The organism is Mesorhizobium sp. M2D.F.Ca.ET.226.01.1.1 (assembly GCF_004022705.2).
Taxonomy (GTDB): Bacteria; Pseudomonadota; Alphaproteobacteria; order Rhizobiales; family Rhizobiaceae; genus Mesorhizobium.
Window position 1 is genome coordinate 181,320 of record NZ_RZOY02000010.1, and the last position, 15,591, is coordinate 196,910.

16 protein-coding genes are annotated in these 15,591 nt (G+C 64.4%); 6 read left to right on the forward strand and 10 right to left on the reverse strand.

Annotated features, from left to right (window positions below; translation table 11 throughout):
- Positions 1-31 precede the first annotated feature (31 nt).
- Positions 32-364, forward strand: a complete 333-nt coding sequence (locus EN869_RS23225; RefSeq protein ID WP_127228316.1) for a hypothetical protein — start codon at positions 32-34, stop codon at positions 362-364.
- Between the two features lie 3 nt (positions 365-367).
- Entirely contained in the window at positions 368-883 is a 516-nt protein-coding gene (locus tag EN869_RS23230) for a histidine phosphatase family protein (protein ID WP_127228317.1), read from the forward strand.
- 64 nt (positions 884-947) lie between these two features.
- Here EN869_RS23230 and EN869_RS23235 read toward each other — a convergent pair whose 3' ends face one another.
- The 4 genes from EN869_RS23235 to EN869_RS23250 form a co-directional block, all read right to left on the reverse strand.
- Positions 948-1,190, reverse strand: a complete 243-nt coding sequence (locus tag EN869_RS23235; RefSeq protein ID WP_127228318.1) for a DUF680 domain-containing protein — start codon at positions 1,188-1,190, stop codon at positions 948-950.
- A gap of 53 nt (positions 1,191-1,243) precedes the next feature.
- Positions 1,244-1,486: a DUF680 domain-containing protein gene (locus tag EN869_RS23240; RefSeq protein ID WP_127228319.1), complete on the reverse strand. Its 243-nt coding sequence runs from the start codon at positions 1,484-1,486 to the stop codon at positions 1,244-1,246.
- A 253-nt stretch (positions 1,487-1,739) separates the two neighbouring features.
- Positions 1,740-1,946 carry a DUF680 domain-containing protein gene (locus EN869_RS23245; RefSeq protein ID WP_127228320.1) on the reverse strand — a complete coding sequence of 69 codons (207 nt, stop codon included), beginning with the start codon at positions 1,944-1,946 and terminating at the stop codon, positions 1,740-1,742.
- 48 nt (positions 1,947-1,994) lie between these two features.
- Positions 1,995-2,225: a DUF680 domain-containing protein gene (locus EN869_RS23250; protein ID WP_127228321.1), complete on the reverse strand. Its 231-nt coding sequence runs from the start codon at positions 2,223-2,225 to the stop codon at positions 1,995-1,997.
- A gap of 481 nt (positions 2,226-2,706) precedes the next feature.
- On the opposite strand from EN869_RS23250, the gene EN869_RS23255 reads away from it, so the two are divergent.
- Both EN869_RS23255 and EN869_RS23260 read left to right on the forward strand, forming a co-directional pair.
- Complete coding sequence (locus tag EN869_RS23255) at positions 2,707-3,384, forward strand: response regulator (RefSeq protein ID WP_127228322.1); 678 nt, start codon at positions 2,707-2,709, stop codon at positions 3,382-3,384.
- Entirely contained in the window at positions 3,381-4,754 is a 1,374-nt protein-coding gene (locus EN869_RS23260) for a sensor histidine kinase (RefSeq protein ID WP_127228323.1), read from the forward strand. Before EN869_RS23255 ends, EN869_RS23260 begins: the two co-directional genes overlap by 4 nt.
- Before the next feature lie 6 nt (positions 4,755-4,760).
- On the opposite strand, the gene EN869_RS23265 is transcribed toward EN869_RS23260, so the two are convergent.
- The 4 genes from EN869_RS23265 to dapB all read right to left on the reverse strand — a co-directional run bounded on the left by EN869_RS23265 (position 4,761) and on the right by dapB (position 8,497).
- Positions 4,761-5,639 carry an ABC transporter permease gene (locus EN869_RS23265; protein WP_127228324.1) on the reverse strand — a complete coding sequence of 293 codons (879 nt, stop codon included), beginning with the start codon at positions 5,637-5,639 and terminating at the stop codon, positions 4,761-4,763.
- Positions 5,640-5,650: 11 nt separating this feature from the next.
- Entirely contained in the window at positions 5,651-6,460 is an 810-nt protein-coding gene (locus EN869_RS23270) for an ABC transporter ATP-binding protein (protein WP_127228325.1), read from the reverse strand.
- 107 nt (positions 6,461-6,567) lie between these two features.
- Entirely contained in the window at positions 6,568-7,527 is a 960-nt protein-coding gene (locus EN869_RS23275) for an ABC transporter substrate-binding protein (RefSeq protein WP_127228459.1), read from the reverse strand.
- Positions 7,528-7,699: 172 nt separating this feature from the next.
- Entirely contained in the window at positions 7,700-8,497 is a 798-nt protein-coding gene (gene dapB / locus EN869_RS23280) for a 4-hydroxy-tetrahydrodipicolinate reductase (protein ID WP_127228326.1), read from the reverse strand.
- A gap of 210 nt (positions 8,498-8,707) precedes the next feature.
- Between dapB and EN869_RS34545 the strand changes: the two genes are divergently transcribed.
- The gene (locus EN869_RS34545) at positions 8,708-11,500 is read left to right on the forward strand and encodes a sel1 repeat family protein (RefSeq protein ID WP_167498722.1); all 2,793 of its coding nucleotides are present in this window, start codon (positions 8,708-8,710) and stop codon (positions 11,498-11,500) included.
- Positions 11,501-11,530: 30 nt separating this feature from the next.
- Here the strand turns inward: EN869_RS34545 and EN869_RS23290 are convergent, their stop codons facing one another.
- Entirely contained in the window at positions 11,531-13,018 is a 1,488-nt protein-coding gene (locus tag EN869_RS23290; protein WP_127228327.1) for a winged helix-turn-helix domain-containing protein, read from the reverse strand.
- A gap of 177 nt (positions 13,019-13,195) precedes the next feature.
- Between EN869_RS23290 and EN869_RS23295 the strand changes: the two genes are divergently transcribed.
- On the forward strand, positions 13,196-13,414 hold the full coding sequence (locus EN869_RS23295) for a hypothetical protein (RefSeq protein ID WP_127228328.1): 219 nt from the start codon (positions 13,196-13,198) through the stop codon (positions 13,412-13,414).
- 40 nt (positions 13,415-13,454) lie between these two features.
- Here EN869_RS23295 and EN869_RS23300 read toward each other — a convergent pair whose 3' ends face one another.
- Positions 13,455-15,560: a molybdopterin oxidoreductase family protein gene (locus EN869_RS23300; protein WP_127228329.1), complete on the reverse strand. Its 2,106-nt coding sequence runs from the start codon at positions 15,558-15,560 to the stop codon at positions 13,455-13,457.
- Positions 15,561-15,591 lie beyond the last annotated feature (31 nt).

Consider the following 15,591-nt stretch of genomic DNA (forward strand, 5'->3'; position numbering starts at 1 on the left):
GCGAGCGGGCGCCAATCGGAGATCGCTGATCTTGGATATCTTCGATAGTGCTGTCCGAACTAAGGGGGACCTCGCGGGTGTCTTCGAGTATGAAGAGAGCGGCGGACCGCGAAGTGCCACTGCGTATTTTTACCTGCACCGATTGGAAGGCGACCCGACTGGCTCGGTTCTTGGTGCAATCTATGTCAGATCGGGCCAATGGGCGATCACCGAAGCAGATGTCGCCATCGAGTGGGACAGTGGCGAACAGCGTGTTGGCCTGTTTGTCTTCGGTGTGCTGGTAGCAGCCTTCGACGCCGCGACAGGCGTGAAATATGGCGGCCAATATGGCAAGGATTTCAACGCCGAGATTCCGTGGTCCTGATCAATGCCCGTGAGACAGCTGCTCATCCTGCGCCACGCCAAGTCGAGCTGGGACGATCCCAAGCTTGACGATTTCGACCGGCCGCTCGCCCCGCGCGGGCTGAAGACGGCGCCGCTGATCGGGCGCGAGCTTTCGCGGCGCGGCTGGCTGCCAGAGCTCGCGCTGGTCTCGCCGGCGCTGCGCACCCGCGATACCTGGCGGCTGGTCGCTCAGGAACTGCCGAAGCATGTGTCCGCGCAATTCGCGGAAGAGCTCTACGAGGCGGCCCCGGCCACCATCCTGGCGTGCGTGCGGCGGGCCAAGGCGACCAACCTGCTCGTGATCGGCCACAATCCCGGCCTGCAGAATTTTGCGCTTAGGCTGGCCGGCGCCGGGTCGGATGAGAGCATGTTCAAGAAGATCGAGGCGAAGTTTCCAACAGCGGCGCTCGCGCGGTTCACAGTAAAGGACGACTGGTCGAATCTCGACTTCGGCGGCGCGCGGCTGACGCATTTCGTCAGGCCGAAGGATTTGGAGTAGACGCCGAAGCTGCCAATCTCCCCCCACAGTCCATACACCTCCTCGTGGGGGGAGACTTGGCGCTTCAATTGCCCCAGATGCCCTGGCCCGGATCAGGCCAGGCCTGCGACGGCGCCGCTCCGGTGGTCTTCGAGGTGTCGACATTGGCTGGCTTGGCGGACTCGTGCTTGCGCACCGAGGCGGTGAGCCCGCGGTCGACGCAGGCGGTCGGCTGGTTGACATTGTCCGCGCCATAATGGTCGCTGCCGGCGAAGGCAGAACGCATGACGAGAAGCATGGCTGCGGTGGTGAGGGCGATCCTGGTCATTGCAAAAGTTCCTGTCGTTAAAGGGGTGGAGGTTCTTGGGGATCGAAGCGGCGTCAGCGGCCCCACAGGCCGTCGTCGTTATGCCGGGCAATGATGTCGGCGACGGTCCGGCTGGTTGCGGCCGTCACCGAAGCTTGATGCGCCGTGCCGCGCTCGCGGATCGAGCTGGTCACCATGTGATCGGCGCCGGCGGCCGGCTGGTTGGCGCCGTCGGCGCCGTAATGGTCGCTGCCGGCAGAGGCGCTGCCCATGGCAGCGGCGAGCATGGCAGCCGCGACGAATGCGGTCCTGGTCATCTCAATGTTCCTTGTCCTGTCGTTTCATCGGCGGCGCCTTGGGAGGATGGCCCCGCTGCCGACAAGACCCGGAACAGCCCGGATTTATTCCCGACTAGGATTTCGGCTTCCGCGACCGCTTTCCCCGATCGGGCTCTCGCAAAATTACTTGGTCGAACGCACGGAATAGCTCGGGCCAACGGATAGCCGGCTCCACAAGAACAGAGCGGCGGGACAAGCCCGCCGCTTTGAGGTCTATCGAGATCGGAACCGATCAATGGCTGCCGAAGAGGTCGCGGTCCGCGCCCTGGGTCAGCGGCTTCTGGACATTCGCATCAGACTTCTTGACCGAAGCGGTGAACGAGGTGTCGACCGAAGCGGCCGGCTGGTTGGCATTGGCCGAACCGTAGTTGTCCGAGCCGGCGAAAGCGGCACCGGTAGCAACCAGAAGGGCGGCGGCGGTAAGAGCGATCTTGGTCATTTGAGTTATTCAAAGATGTCGGGTGGAAGTTGGTCTGGAGGGGCCGGATTAGCGGCCCCAGATGCCCTGGCCCGATTCCGGCTGGTTCTGAGCCGGCTTGATGTGAAGGTCACGCTGCTCGAACGTGCGGATCGAGCCGGTGATGCTGTTGTCGACCTTGCCTGCGGGAGCGGTCACGGCCGGCTGATTGACGTTGTCGGAACCGTAATGGTCGCTGCTGGCAAAAGCGCCGCTGGTAGCGACGAGGAGGGCAGCGGCGGTAAGAGCAATCTTGGTCATTTTAAGTACTCCGGATTTTCAAAGTCATGTCCGTCTGGTGGCGTGCCTTGATGGAAATTCGCGTCGCTCGGACCACCCCGAGATGGGTCTGCCCTGCTGCCAGTTCCAATCACGAAAAGTTGTGAACTGAACCGTTCGGTTCGATCTTGAAATTGTGTGAAAGGCTAAGGGGCCGAATTCTTATCGTTTGATATCAATTAGTTACGGCGAGCGACGTCAAGAAGCCACCTAGGCCAGACCTGCCAGTGTTCACCCTGGTTGCACGAACCATCAACATTAATTGAACCGAACGGTTCGGTTTCATCACTTGTATGACCGGGCAAATGGCCCCGCAGGCGCCGTGACTACGCTGGCGGCCGCCGGCAAACCACGTTTGCCTTGCGGGCCGATCGATACTATCGGTTGCCTCGGGGAACCAATTCGGACGCCGCCTGCCGCTCTCGGCGAAGGCGGCGCCGTTGGGAGGAAACAGCGACGAACGATGCGGCTGCTGCTTGTCGAGGACAATCGCGAACTGGCCGATTGGCTGAGCAAGACGCTGCGCCAGGCGAGCTACGTCGTCGACGTCGTGCATGACGGCGAGGATGTCGAGCACGCTTTGGCCGCCGGCGATCATGCTCTGATCATCCTCGACCTCGCCCTCCCCCGCATGAGCGGCATAGAGGTGCTGAAAAGACTGCGGTCGCGCGGCAACCCGGTGCCGGTGATCGTGCTCACCGCCAATGCCAGCCTCGACGGCCGGGTCAAGGGGCTCAACGAAGGCGCCGACGACTATCTGGCCAAACCCTTCCAGATCGAGGAGCTGGAGGCGCGCATCCGCGTGCAGCTGCGCCGCGCCAACGACCGGACAGCGCCGGTCATTTCCTGCGGCGATCTCGTCTTCGACACCAACACCCGGCTGTTCTCGCTTGCCGGGTCGGCGCTGTCGCTGACGCCGCGCGAGCACGCGGTGCTGGAACAGCTGGTGGTCAAGGCCGGGCGCACGGTGAGCAAGGCCGCGCTCTCGGCCGCGATCTACGACTTCGAGACCGACGCCGACCCCAGCGCCATCGAGATCTATGTGCACCGCCTGCGCAAGAAGCTCGAGGGATCGCGCGTCCAGATCGCCACCTTGCGCGGCCTCGGCTACCTCTTGCGCCACGACGATCCGGCGCCATGACAATCGGAAACCTTCGGATCGGCAGCCTTCGGATCCAATTGCTGGCCTGGGTGGTGCTACCGCTGGCCGGGCTCGCCGCCATCAATCTGTGGACCAGCCATGGCAATGCGCTGGCGACTGCCGATCTGGTTGCCGATCGGACGCTGATGGCATCGGCGCGCGCCATAGCCGAGCAAGTTTCGGTGAAAGACGGCGTGCTCGATGCCACCATTCCGCCGGCGGCGATCGAAATGTTCGATACCGGCGATCGCGACAGTGTCTACTACCATGTCGAGACCGCGGGCGGACGCCTGCTGACGGGCTATCCCGACCTGCCGAAGGCGACACAGCGCGGCAGCATCGAGACCCGCTTTCGCGATCACCGCCTGCGGCTGGCGACGCTCAGCCATACGGTCATTGGTGCCGGGTCGGATTCGCCGATCACGGTCACGGTCGGTGTGACGCTCGGCGGTCACGACGCGATGGTGAGACGTCTGTGGTTGAGCGCCTTTGGCCAGCAACTGGCGCTGGTGGCGATCGCCGGCGTTTTCGTGCTGCTTGGCCTGCGCCGCGGGCTGGCTCCGCTGATCCGCCTTCGCGATGCGGTTCGCTCGCCGGGCCGCAGCGACCTCGACCCGATCGAGGTGCCTGGCGCGCAGAGCGAGATCAGGCCGCTGATCGAGGCGCTCAATGCTTATATGGCGCGCGTGCGGGCGCAGATGGCGGCGCAGCGCCGCTTCATCGCCAATGCCGCGCACCAGTTGCGCACGCCGCTGGCGCTGCTGTCGACACAGGCGAGCTACGCCTTGCGCGAAACCGTCGCCGACCAGCGGCAGGAAGCGCTTGTGGCGTTGCAGGCGAGTTCCGGCAAACTGGCGCGATTGGCCGAACAGCTGCTCACGCTCTCGCGCGCCGAACCCGGCAGCCGGCGTCCGCGCGCCGATCGCATCGACCTCACCGAGGCTGCCCGCCAGGTGCTGGAGGCACAGGCGCCGAAGGCGATCGAACGCAACATCGACCTCGGCCTCGAGGAAACCGGCCCCGTGCCTGTCATCGGCGACGGGACGATGTTGCGGGAGATGATCGTCAATCTTGTCGACAACGCGCTGCGCTACACACCGGCCGGCGGCAGCGTCACCGTCAAGCTCGCCGCCAGTGGCGACGGGGCGCTGCTGACCGTGTCGGATGCCGGGCCCGGCATTCCCGTGGAAGAGCGGGAGCACGTCTTCGAGCGCTTCTACCGCATAGCCGGCTCGGCTGAGGAAGGCAGCGGGCTCGGGCTCGCCATCGTCCACGAGGTGGTCGAGAATGCCGGCGGCAGCGTCACACTCGGCGACGCCGCCGCGGGCGGGCTCAAGGTCGAGGTGCGGCTGCCGCTGGCGGGCAATTAAGGCGGTTCATTGCGTCTCATGCAGCGGCTGAGGACGCCACTTTGCTAGCCGGCTCTCGACCATCGTCATCAGGTACTCGGCGCCCAGCGCCACCACCATGACGATGACGATCGCGGCATACATGCCGGCCGCGTCGAACGAACCCTTGGCGATGTTGATCAAGAGCCCGATGCCGTAGCGGGAACCAACGAACTCGCCAACGATGGCGCCGATGATGGCAAAGCCGAAGCTGACATGCAGGCTGGCGAAGATCCAGCTCATCGCCGAGGGCACGATTACTGAGCGGGTCAGCTGCCAGTCAGAGGCGCCGAGGATACGGGCATTGGCGATCATAGCACGGTCGGCCTCGCGCACGCCCTGGAAGGCGTTGTGGAAGACGACGAAGAACACCATGACGAAGGCCAGCGCCACCTTGGAGGCGAGGCCGAGGCCGAGGATCATGATGAAGATCGGCGCGAGCACCACGCGCGGGATCGAGTTGATCACCTTGATGTAGATCGAGAAGATATCGGCGGCCATGCGGTTGCGGCCGAGCGCGACGCCGATGATGATGCCGGCGACCGAGCCGGTGACGAAGCCCAGCACCGATTCCTCCATGGTGACATAGAGGTGGTACCAGAGCGGGCCTTCCGAGGTGCCCTCCGTGATCCACTCATAAAGCCGGCCGGCGATCGTGCTCGGCATGGCGTAGAAGAAGGGATCGATCCAGGCCATGCGGCCGGCAATTTCCCACAGGGCGAGGAAGACGACGAGGATGCCCAACCGCCAGAACGTGACGGTGTGGCGGCGATGCGCGGCGGCTTTGGCGGCTGCCGCCTCGATCTCGGCGTCCGAAGTTCCGGGCCTGAAGGCGGCGGTCGGGATGTTGACGGTGGCATCTGTCATGTCGGTTCTCCTCACGCAGCCGCGCGGGCGTAGCTGGTCTCGACCTCTTCCTTGAGATTGGCCCAGATGGTGCGGGAATAGTCGATGAAGCGCTGCTCGTAGCGGATGTCGGCGACGACGCGCGGGCGCGGCAGGTCGATCGTGTAGACGGATTTCACCGTCGCCGGCCCGGCGGTGAGCACATAGACCTTGTCGGCCAGCGCGATGGCTTCCTCGAGGTCGTGGGTGACGAAGACGACGGAAGCCTTGGCCTCGGACCAGAGGCGCAACAGCTCCTCATGCATAAGCACACGCGTCTGCACGTCGAGCGCCGAGAACGGTTCGTCCATCAAGAGGATTTCAGGGCCGTTGATGAAGGTCTGGGCCAGCGCCACGCGCTTGCGCATGCCGCCGGAAAGCTGGTGCGGATAGTGCTGTTCGAAGCGGGCCAGGCCGACGCGCGCCAGCCAGTCGCGGGCGGAAGCCTGGGCCTGCGCCTTGGGCTTGCCGCGAAACAGCGGCCCGGCCATGACATTCTCGATCACCGTGCGCCACGGAAACAGCGCGTCGGTCTGGAACACGAAGCCGATGCGTGGGTCGATTCCCTTGACGGGCGCGCCCATGACACGGACCTCGCCGGCGCTCGGACTGGCGAGCCCGGTGACGAGGTTGAGCGTCGTCGACTTGCCGCAGCCGGTCGGGCCGACGACAGCGACGAATTCGCCGCGTTCGACCGTCATGGTGAAATCGCGGATAGCCGTCAGCGATTTGCCGGTGGGGGAAAGGAAGCGGCGGCTGACATTGATCAGCTCGATCGCCGGAGCGGTCTTTTCGACAGCCATGGTTGATTAGACTCCAATAGCGGGCGATCCCCGCGCGGGAGATCGCCGGACGTGGAAACAAGGCGGGCATGATGGCGCGAGGTTGGAACCTCGCGCCGTCCTGACGGCTACTTCACGTTCTTGACGAATTCCGTGGTGTAGGTTTTCGACAGGTCGATCTGCTTGCCCTGCAGTTCCTTCTTGAAGGCGGAGAGCACGGTCAGCACCGTTTCCGGGCCGCCTTGGGGCATCACACCATCGGCCGTGAACATGCCCTTGCCGGCATCGAGCGCCTTCACGTAGCCTTCCTTGTCGCCGACATAATAGTCCTTCGGCATCTTTTCGGCGATCTCGGCGCCGCTGTGCGTGTTGATGAATTTCAGCGTCTTTACAAAGGCATTGGCGAGCTTCTGAACGGTTTCCTTGTGGGCGTCGACCCATTCGGTCTGCATGTAGAGCGAGGCGGCCGGATAGGTGCCGCCGAGCGCCGCCTTGGTGCCGTCCATTGTGCGCATGTCGATCAAGACCTTGGCTTCGCCGGTCTTGAGCAGGCGGGTGATCGTCGGTTCGGTCGTCATGCCGGCCTGGATCTTGTCCTGCTGCATGGCGGCGATGAAGGTGTTGCCGGCACCGACCGGAACCGAGGTGAAATCGCCGAGCTTCAAGCCGTTCTTGACCGCGAGATATTCCGTCAGGAAGTTGGTCGAGGAGCCGAGGCCGGTGACGCCGAGGCTCATGCCCTTGAAGTCGGCCGGCGACTTGATTTCGGGATGCTTGGACGAGACCAGCTCGACCTCGCCGGGCGCCTGGCTGAACTGGACGACGGATTCGACGAATTTGCCCTTGGCCTGCAGGTCGATGCAGTGGTCGTAGAAACCGACCACGCCCTGCACCGCGCCCGCCAGCATCTCATTCTCCGCGTCGACGCCGGCCGGCTCGTTGAGCAACTCGACGTCGAGGCCTTCATCCTTGAAGTAGCCGAGCGCCTCGGCGAGCTTGGCCGGCAGGTAGATCTGCTTTTCGTAGCCGCCCACCATGATCGAAATCTTGTCGGCCGCAGACGCCGTCGTCGCGCCCGCGGCAAGCATGGCAAGCGTCAGCGTCGCCGAACGAAGAGCGTGCTTAGAGATAAAACCGGTCACGTAACTTCCTCCACCTGGGCGGCGCGCCATCCGGGCTGCGCCGCATCTCCTCCTTGCCGACCCCTCCCGGGCCGGTCACGGCGAATGCCGCGAATACCGTCATCGCATGGCCAAGCTTTCAGCTGGCTTTCAGCCTTTTTAGCGACCGTAAAAGGCCCAGCACGTCACGCATGTCGTATTCACCCGGCGGCCGGCCGGCGACCCAGAGTGCCGCCGCAATGGCGCCGCGCGCGAACATCGAGCGGTCGCCGGCCGTATGCGTGAGCGTGAGCCCCTCGCCCTCGCCAAGGAAGCTGACGCTGTGCTCGCCGACGATGCTGCCGCCGCGCAGCACCCCGAAGCCGATCTCGCCGGCAGGGCGCGGACCGATCAGACCATCGCGGGCGCGCTTCGCAACGTCGTCCAGCTCAACGCCACGTCCGAGCGCGGCCGCCTCGCCCAGCATCAGCGCCGTGCCCGACGGCGCGTCGACCTTGAAGCGATGATGCGCTTCAAGAATCTCGATGTCGCAGTTATCGGACCCAAGCGCCCTCGCTGCCTGCTCGACCAGTCCGGTCAGCATGTTGAGCCCGAGCGAATAGCTGCCGGAGCGCACGACGGCGACTGTCTTTGCCGCCTCGGCGATTGCGGCCAGCTCCGATGCGCTGAAACCGGTCGAGCCGATGACCAGCGCCGGGCCGCCGCGTGCGGCGCAGGCCGTCGCCAGTTCTGCGGACGCCGCGGGCGTGGTGAAATCGATGACCACGTCGGCAAGCGCCAGCGCATCGTCGCGCTCGACCAGCCCCTCCCCCGTGCTGCCCGGCCGATGGAAGCGGGCAACGAGTTCCAGCCGCTGGTCGGCCGCGACGGTTTCGGCCATTTGCCGACCCATGCGGCCGAGCGCGCCGGCGATGGCTATCTTGAGCGGTTGCGTCATGGCGTTTCCTGTCGAAAGGCGAGTCGGAACAAACCTCTAGCACGCCGCCCTGCCAAATTGATTCAGCGGCTACGGCGCCACGACATCAGCGTCCAGACGAAGGCGAACTGCAGGCGAATGTGAAACGCCACACTCATCATCGTTGACGTGACGTGCTAGTTTAGCGTGAGCGTCCGGCTGCACCCGGACCCACGTCCGAGGGGGGCGCCCATGCCGCGGCCAGTGCATGTCCTGGTTCCTTTCTTCCTCGCTGTCCTTTCCTGCATTCCTTTGGCGCCGCTTGCCGGCGCAGCCCTCGCTGCACAGGCTTCTTCCGACAAACCCAACGATGCGGCCAAGAAGGCCGAGCTCGACGCGGCGAAGAAGGCGGCGCTCGGTGAGGCGATCAGCGTTTGCGACAAGGGCGCCTCGGTGCCGCTCGATCCCGAAGCCAAGGCGCCGCCGGTCCAGTATAGCGCGCTCTTTCCGCAGGACTTCGACCTGAGCAAGCTCAAAGTCCTGGCCGACAAATGCCAGGCGGCGATGCTCGGCGCGCCGCAGGAAAAGCGGCTGGCGCTTGAGTGGCTGCGGGTCCAGGTCGCGCTCAACCAGGCGGGGCTGGCCTTTCTCATCCCGCAGATCAAGCTCATCGCCGATGGCGGCAGTCCCGAGGCGAACTATCTGCTCTACGAGGTCTATTCGGTCCATCGCCACGACAGCGCGGATACCGGTCCGCCGCCGGTCTCGCGCGATATCGCGCTCAATGCCTTGCAGAAGGCAGGCGCTGCCGGTCATCTCGCGGCGCTCGAGACGCTGCTCCGTCAGTATATCGATGGGCCGCTGCTGCGCCGCGACGCGCACAAGGTGGTCGAGACCGCGCAACGCGTCATCGACGCGCCGGCCCAAGGCCAATCGCCGGGCGAATGGGACAGCCAGTTCCGCGCCGCCATGCCGCTGCTGATCGCGCGGACAGTGCTGGAGAATGACGGTTTCGCCGCCAAGGAGCAGCAAAAGGCATTTCAAGCCGTGGATGCGGATTCCAAGGCCGGGACCACGGGGCCCGAACCATCGGTGCTCGCCTATATCAAGGCGCTGCGGCTAGGACGCGGCACGCAGCAGAACGCGGCAAAGGCCAGGCAATTGCTGGAGGCGCGCGTCGCCAACGATCAGTATGCCGTGCCGATGCTGGCCGACATGCTGGCCAAGGGCGAAGGCGGCGCTGCGGACGGCAAGCGCGCGATTGCCATGCTGCGCGCCGCCACCAAGAATGTTGCCGGCGCCGCACCGATGCTCGCCGGCCTGCTGCTCGACGGCAAGGTTGTCGGTCGCCAGCCGCGTGAGGCTATCCAGCTGCTCAACGCCCCGTGGAACCTCGACGCCAGCATCAGGCTGGCCAAGCTGCTTCCCGATTATGACGGCTTTCAAATCGACAATCCGGACCAACTGGTCGAGCGCCTGAGCGACGCCGCCGAGGCCGGCGAACCCGGTGCTGCGCTGGCGCTGGCGCGGCTGCAGCTGTCGGACGATCAGCAGTTCAAGAACGAGGATTTGGCGCGCGCCATGCTGAAGCCGCTAGCGGATGCGGGCGACCGCGACGCGCTCTGGCTCTACGCCTCGACGCAATATGCCAATCTCGATTCGACCAGCTATCGCCCGTCGCGCCGCGACGACGGGCTGAGCGACGATCAACTGAAAGCGCTGATCGACGAGGGCGAAGCCAAGAAGGAGCAGCAGGCCTATCTGCTGCACGCCAAGCTTCTGCGCAAAGGCGTGGTCTATCCGCAGGACGACCAGAAGGCGACGGCGATGCTGATCAACGCCGCCAATCTCGGCAGCGTCGAGGCCATGGTGCTGCTCGGCGATGCCTATGCCGACGGTGTCGGCATCGACAAGAACCCGCGCGAGCGGCTGCATGCCTGGCGCGAGGCGGCGCGGCTCGGTTCGCTCAAGGCCAAGGACAAGCTTGCGAACGCCTTCACCTTTGACAGTTTCGACCATCTGATGACGCTGCGCGAAGGCATCACCGACCGCATCGCGCTTTACAATGATGGCATCGGCAGGATGGGCGTCGGCGTGTTCGGCAACGATGCCAGCATCGAGCTTAGCGGCCTCTTTTCAGGACCTGCCAACAGCGCAGGCGCAGCGGCGATCGCGGCCGCGGTAATGGATGCTTTTCGCGAGGCGCCGGCCGGGCTCGACGACGGGAACCTGGTCGGGATCGGCAAGGCGCTGCCCGACGAAATCCGCGCCGCGATCGAGACGACGCTGAAGCGCGAAGGTTTTTATGCCGGCGAGCCGAAGGGCTATTTCGGCCCGGACGTGCGCAAGGCGCTGGCCGCCTGGGTCGACGCGAAAGGCCCGCTCGACGATGCTCCCGCCCAAACCACGGCGACGCAGCAGGCCGCGCCGGCCGCGGGGCTGCTGACGAGCGAAATCCTCGACCGGGTCCGCGGCCGGGTTTCGACTCAGGCGCAGGCCGCCAAGACCGATAAACAAAGGCTTGCCGTCGTCAAACAGTACGACATGCTCGCACGCTACGGCGACCTTCCCTCGCGCTGGGCGGTAGTGAGCAACTACCATCAGGCAAAGGTCGTGCGCACGGTCGTCACCCCGGAGGAGGTCACGCGCTATGCGCTGGACATCCTGGTGTCGAAACCGGCCGGCGTCGACAAGCCGGAATTCGAGTTCATCTTCGACCTGACGCAGATTGCGCAGGACCGGAAATCCAAGGCGGTGGGCAGCGCCACCATCCAGGCGATCCGCGACGATCCGCGCCTGCAGGACCCGCTGACGCTCGGCGCCATCATGGGCCAGTTCGCCTTCGCGCCGGACGCCTGCGATTCCGTGCTCGCCGCGGCCAAGAAAGCCGGCATCGGCGGCGTGGGGGAAGATGGATGCGACGAGGCCACGCGCACGGCGCTGATCGCCTTCGCCAAGGACAAGGGCGCTTCCGGCGCCGACGCCGCGACGCGCAAGGCCGCCGCCGACGAGATCAAAGCACTCGACGCACAGGCCGCGAAATAGCTAGGGCAGCGGGATGCGGGCGTGACGGACCTATTGCGCCTTGTCGACACGATCGAGGATCGCGCGGTAGCGGCTACATACGGCGGCGTCCTGGTAGAAGTCCACTTCCGTATCGATGATCTGGTCGAGGCTCATTCCGCGATAATGCGCCTTGACCTTTGCCAGGGCGTCTTGCGCCTGCCTGATCTCGCCGAGCTCGGAATGGCAGATGATAAGACGAATGAGCGACCACGGTGTCACGGTTGCCATTTTCGCGTAGCAGGCAGCCGCCTCGCGATATCGCCCGGCCGTCGTCAGCAGCACGCCACGGAAATCATCGTACCATCCCACGGCGTATGGGTCGCGGCGCTGGGCTTCAGCTATTTCATCGAGCCCTTGCTCCGGCCTGTCCGTGTGATTGAGGAAAATAGCGCGGATGCTGAGAATGAACGGATCGTTCGGATTGAGCGCGAGCGCCCGGTCAAGGCTGACTTCAGCTTGCCTGAATTGGCGCAAGTACAAATGAGCGAAGCCGGTGGCGAGATGCCCATAGGCTTCGTCGGGATCAAGGCCCAATGCCGTTTTTGCGATCTCCAGCCCTGAATGCAAATGACCGGGATTGTTGTAGTCCCAATAATACTTGATGGACTCCACGAAGCTCAGCATGGCGTGGGCGGCGGCAAACTGCGGATCGAGCTTTACCGCCTGGCGCAGAAAGGGTTCCGCTTCAAGCACCGTGTCATAGACGGCCGCCAGTTGCAGCGCCCGCAGGTAAGACTCATAGGCCGACATGTTGTTGGTCGGGCGGGCCCTGGCGCGCGACGCAATCGCGGTTCTGGCCTGCCGCGCCAGACGCGCCGCGATCATCCGGGTGATTTCGTCCTGGATGGCGAAAATGTCGTCGAGTTCCCGGTCGTAGTGTTCGCCCCAGATATGAGCCGTCGACAATGCATCGGTCAGTTGCACGGTGACCCGCACCCGGTTGCCGATCTTGCGCACGCTGCCTTCGACGACATATTGGATGCCAAGCTTGCTTGCCACGTCCGCCGGGTCATGCGTCTTGCCGCGGAACTGGAAGGAAGAGTTCCGCGCGATGACCAGAAACTCCTTATACTTGCCGAGCTCGGCGATGATGTCTTCGGTGATCCCGTCGCTGAAATAGTCTTGCTCCGGGTCCCCGCTCATGTTGTCGAAGGGAAGTATGGCGATGGATGGTCTGGACGATGCCGCAGCATCCGCCGTAACCGCGAAGGGCCTTGGGCCCGCATATTTGTAGCCACGACCATGCACAGTTGCGATCATCTCGTCAGGCAGCAGCTTTCGCAGCGCCGAAACGTGGACCTGCAGCGTGTTCTCCTCCACCACCACGCCGGCCCAGATCGCATCTAAAAGTTCGGCCTTGCCGACCACCTCGTCGGGCCTGTCGAGCAACATCGCGAGGATGTCGAAGGAACGCGCTGAAAGTTCCGCCGGCCCTTGCGGCCCGAGCAGCTGCCGTTCGGCTCGCCTCAAACGATAGTTCCCAAACTGCAGGTCCATCGGCCAAGAACTCATCCCTCGCCGGCAAGATAATCCAAGATCACCCTGAAGGCGAACTTCAGGGCCGTTCGGGTTTCTTCGCTTCAAGCAATTTCAGAGCCGTTCAGGACTCTTCAGGTTTAAGCCAAGGACCTGGGTGGGACGTGGTGCCATTTGTCGCCGTCACAGGAGGACATCATGGCCGACATCCTCACCACAGCCACGACCAGGAGCCGACGCCTCAAGCTGCCACGGCTAAGCTTTCCGAGGCTCGCAATCGGCGCATCGCTCAAAGCCATATCCGGTTTGGCGTGCGATGCACTCAAGATGGCTTACGTGGACCCCTACGCTGGTCTTGGTCGTCAACCGCAGGTCGCCCCAGACGATGATCTCGAAGGCCGGGATCCCACTTGGTGACCTGCAAGTCCTCATCGAGTGGTTCCGCGCAAGACCCGAGTCAAAGCGCCCTGAGCCACACCTTGTTGTCGTGGACGGCGGCGCCGCCATAGGGCGCCGGCGCATCGGCGCCGGTCAGCACGTTGATGCCCTCGCCGCGTTCATGCGCGCTGTTCGGCCAGATGCCTTCGGCGATCACCACGCCCCGCTTCACGCCGTCGAAAAACCTGGCATGCAGCACCAGGTCCCCGCGGCGGTTGCCGACTTCGACACGGCCGCCATCCTCGATGCCGAGCGCTTCGGCATCTTCGCGGTGGATGAGCAGCTCGGGCCTGCCCTCCTTCGCCTTCGACACCGGCGTTTCGGCAAAACTCGAATTGAGGAAATTGCGCGCCGGCGAGGTCGCCAGCCGGAACGGATGCTCGTCATCCGCGACCTCGATCAGCTCGACATGGTCGGGGAATTCCGGCAGCCGCTCGACCGGGCCGAACAGGCCCATGCTTTTCGGCGGCCGGTTGGGCGCCGACTGCCCTGTCCAATTGGGCCGGAAGTGGAACTTCTTGTCGGCATGGCCGAAGCCGCTGATGAAATGCGCGTCGTCGAAGTCGGGCTGCAGGTCGACCCACTTCTCAGCCTTCAAACTGTCGAAGCTGCCGAGGCCGCGTTTGCCGAGGATGATGTCGATATGCTCGCGCTCGGTCAGGCCGAAGCCCGGACGGTCGCCGACTCCCAACCGCTTGCCGAGTTCCTCATTGACATAGTGGTTGGTGCGCGGCCCTTCAGGCGGCTCGATCAGCTTGGGGCCGAGCGTGATGTGCTGGTTGCCGCCGCCCTTGTAGATGTCGTCATGCTCCAGGAACATCGTCGCCGGCAGCACGACATCGGCGAGCCTGGCCGTATCGGTCATGAACTGCTCGTGCACGCAGGTGAACAGGTCCTCTCGCAGAAAGCCCTGCTTCACCAGGCGCTGCTCCGGCGCGACATTGGCCGGATTGGTGTTCTGGATAAGCATCGCCGTCACCGGCGGGCCGCCATAGAGCGCGTCCGCAGCACCGGTCAGCACTGGGCCGATGCGCGAATGGTCGAGATAGCGGATGTTCGGGTCGCGCATCGCAGTGCCTTCCAGCACATCCTGGTTCAGCTTGAAGATGCCGGAATTGGAATGGAAGGCGCCGCCGCCCTCATACTGCCAGGCGCCTGTGACGGCGGCGATGCAGGAGGCGGCATGCATGTTGATCGAGCCGTTGCGCTGGCGCGCAAAACCATAACCGAGGCGGAAGTAGGTTTTCTTGGTCGTGCCGACGATCTGCGCGAAAGCCTCGATCTCGGCGACGGAGAGCCCCGTGATGACCGCGGCCCATTCGGGCGTGCGCGTCCGCAAATGCTCTTCCAGCCCGCGCGGATCGTCGGTGTATTTCTCGAGATAGACGCGATCGGCGAGCCCGTCGCGGAACAGGACATGCATGACCGCGCAGGCGAGCGCGCCGTCGGTGCCGGGCTTCAAGACCAGACCGAGATCGGCCTGTTTCATCGTCGCGTTGTCGTAGATGTCGATCACGACGATTTTCGCGCCGCGCTCTTTCCTCGCCCGCATCGCATGGGTCATGACGTTGACCTGCGTGACCACCGCATTGGTGCCCCAGATCACCACGCAGTCGGCCTTCGCCATCTCGCGCGGATCGGGGCCACGCAGCGCGCCGGCCCCCATCATCCAGCCGGTCCAGGCAAGATTGGTGCAGATCGAACCGAAGAAGCCCGAGTATTTTTTCGCATGCCGCAGCCGCTCGATGCCGTCGCGCTGCACCAACCCCATCGTGCCGGCATAGAAATAGGGCCAGACCGTCTCCGAGCCGTATTTCTCTTCCGCCGCGATGAATTTTTCCGCCACGAGGTCGAGCGCCGCTTCCCAGCTCGCTTCCTTCCACGCGCCCTCGCCCTTGGCGCCCGCGCGCACCAGCGGCTTCAGCAACCGGTCGGGATGATGCACCCGGTCGGCATAGCGAGCGACTTTGGCGCAGACGACGCCCGACGTGTAGCTGTTCGCCTTGGCGCCGTGCACCCGGCCGATGCGGTTGTTGTCGAGCAGCTCGACCTCGAGCGCGCAGGTGGAAGGGCAATCGTGAGGACAGGCCGAATGACCGATCCGAAGCTTGGCGTGCTGGTTCATGCGGGCTGTGTAGCGGGTTTTGCGGGAGAGG